At 63.8% G+C, this 1,336-nt stretch carries 3 protein-coding genes; 2 read left to right on the top strand and 1 reads right to left on the bottom strand.

Annotation, left to right across the window (positions count from 1 at the left end):
- Window positions 1–520, top strand: a 520-nt coding sequence (locus tag FMZ75_RS21100; protein ID WP_166146277.1) for a tyrosine-type recombinase/integrase, incomplete at its 5' end; no start/stop codon positions are given.
- Window position 521: 1 nt separating this feature from the next.
- Window positions 522–746, top strand: a complete 225-nt coding sequence (locus tag FMZ75_RS21095) for a WGR domain-containing protein (protein WP_166146274.1) — start codon at window positions 522–524, stop codon at window positions 744–746.
- Window positions 747–792: 46 nt separating this feature from the next.
- On the opposite strand, the gene FMZ75_RS21090 is transcribed toward FMZ75_RS21095, so the two are convergent.
- Complete coding sequence (locus tag FMZ75_RS21090) at window positions 793–1,056, bottom strand: DUF1883 domain-containing protein (protein ID WP_166146271.1); 264 nt, start codon at window positions 1,054–1,056, stop codon at window positions 793–795.
- Window positions 1,057–1,336: the final 280 nt, after the last annotated feature.

The raw sequence follows: 1,336 nt of genomic DNA, 5'->3' as shown, positions 1-1,336 counted from the left end.
GCCCGCCGGGCTGCGGGACCGGGCGCTGATCGCTCTCATGGTCTATTCCTTCGCGCGCGTCGGCGCGGCGCTGGCCATGAAGGTTGAGGACGCCTACATGCAGAACCGCCGCCTGTGGGTGCGCCTGCATGAGAAGGGCGGCAAGCGCCATGAAATGCCATGCCACCACAATCTCGAAAGCTACCTCCACGCCTATCTCGACGGCTGCGGGCTTGCCGCCGAGCCGAAAGGGCACCTGTTCCGCACGATCGGGCGCGGCACCGGACAGCTCACCAAGACGCCCCTTCCCCAGGCCAACGCCTATGCGATGATCCGCCGCCGCGCGGCGGCCGCCGGAATCGCCACCAAGATCGGCAACCACAGTTTCCGCGCCACGGGGATCACCGCCTATCTCAAGAACGGCGGGACGCTCGAAAAAGCCGCTAGCATGGCGAACCATTCGAGCACCCGCACCACGCAGCTCTATGACCGCCGCCGCAGCGAAATGAGCCTCGACGAGATCGAGCGGGTGGTGATCTGAGATGAGCGCGATCGTCCTGCGCCGCATCGACGCCGAAAAGAACATAGCGCGGTATTACCGCATAGACATGCAGCCCAACCTGTTCGGCGGCTGGAGCTTCATCCGGGAATGGGGACGTATTGGACGATCCGAACAAGTGCGCCAACCCCCTACTCTTCCCCGGCCGAGGCGCTTGCCGCTTTGCAGTGCCAGCGGCGGGAGAAGGAACGGCGCGGGGGTGCCTTGAATTGAAGGAAAAAAGGGGCTCGCCAATGACGGCCCCTTCTCATGTTTCATCCGATGACACGAACGCCCGCCCTAACCGCACCAGCGTAGCCGCCGAGATCAACGGCCACATGCCAGTGGCCTGCGGATGGCACAGGAAGACGAAAGGGCGAGCGGGTGGCGTGGCCGCCGAAATACCGGTGGTCGCTACCGCTACGATAGCGCTGGAAATTGCTGCTATCCATCAGCCGGACATTCGCGGCATTCGAGAGCGTGACCTCGACCACTTCATCGCCGTCGAGAATGCCCAGATCAGTGTGCAGGAACTGCATGTTTTTCTCCTGTTCAGATGGTCAGGAATTCTTGACCGTGGTGTTCGGGCTCGCCTTTCCGTGCTTGGTCGTCACGTAGCGGCCGGAGATCGCGCTGCGGTAATGGTCGCCGCTTGATCCGTGCGGGCCGCCCGCTTCCTTCACGGTCGTGTTGGGACTTGCCTTCCCAGGTCGTGCCCCCACCGGTGGTGTAGCAGTTCGGGAGCAAGCCGCTTGCGACGCGCGCTTTTCATAGCGCCGTAGCGAGCGAGCGGCTTGCGGCGGCCACCGGCGATTCTCC

Source organism: Methylosinus sp. RM1 (assembly GCF_011378635.1).
GTDB classification, from domain to species: Bacteria; Pseudomonadota; Alphaproteobacteria; order Rhizobiales; family Beijerinckiaceae; genus Methylosinus; species Methylosinus sporium.
The sequence above is the reverse complement of the archived record's forward strand: the minus strand, read 5'-3'. Positions and strand labels throughout refer to the sequence as shown.

Excerpts from the sequence above, each read along its gene's own strand:
- FMZ75_RS21095 (WP_166146274.1), top strand. The coding sequence starts at position 522 with ATGAGCGCGATCGTCCTGCGCCGCATCGACGCCGAAAAGAACATAGCG.
- FMZ75_RS21090 (WP_166146271.1), bottom strand. The coding sequence starts at position 1,056 with ATGCAGTTCCTGCACACTGATCTGGGCATTCTCGACGGCGATGAAGTG.